Raw genomic sequence first — 535 nt, 5'->3', positions numbered from 1 at the left:
ACACCAATATCAAACTGTAGTAAAGGTCCCGGGGTCTTTCCGTCCTGCTGCGCGAAACGAGCATCTTTACTCGTAGTGCAATTTCACCGGGCCTATGGTTGAGACAGTCGAGAAGTCGTTACGCCATTCGTGCAGGTCGGAACTTACCCGACAAGGAATTTCGCTACCTTAGGATGGTTATAGTTACCACCGCCGTTTACTGGCGCTTAAGTTCTCAGCTTCGCCCCACCGAAATGGAGCTAACCGGTCCCCTTAACGTTCCAGCACCGGGCAGGCGTCAGTCCGTATACATCGCCTTACGGCTTCGCACGGACCTGTGTTTTTAGTAAACAGTCGCTTCTCGCTGGTCTCTGCGGCCACCCCCAGCTCACCGTGTAAAACGGATCACCGGATGTGGCCCCCCTTCTCCCGAAGTTACGGGGGCATTTTGCCGAGTTCCTTAACCATAGTTCACCCGAACGCCTCGGTATTCTCTACCTGACCACCTGAGTCGGTTTAGGGTACGGGCCGCCATGAAACTCGCTAGAGGCTTTTC

General features: G+C 54.4%; 1 rRNA gene. It reads right to left on the bottom strand.

Features of this window, described 5'->3' with window-relative positions:
* Positions 1–535, bottom strand: a 23S ribosomal RNA gene (locus IE153_RS41330); the annotation flags it as partial.

The sequence above is a fragment of the Streptomyces massasporeus genome (assembly GCF_014648995.1).
Taxonomy (GTDB): Bacteria; Actinomycetota; Actinomycetes; order Streptomycetales; family Streptomycetaceae; genus Streptomyces; species Streptomyces massasporeus.
The sequence above is the reverse complement of the archived record's forward strand: the minus strand, read 5'-3'. Positions and strand labels throughout refer to the sequence as shown.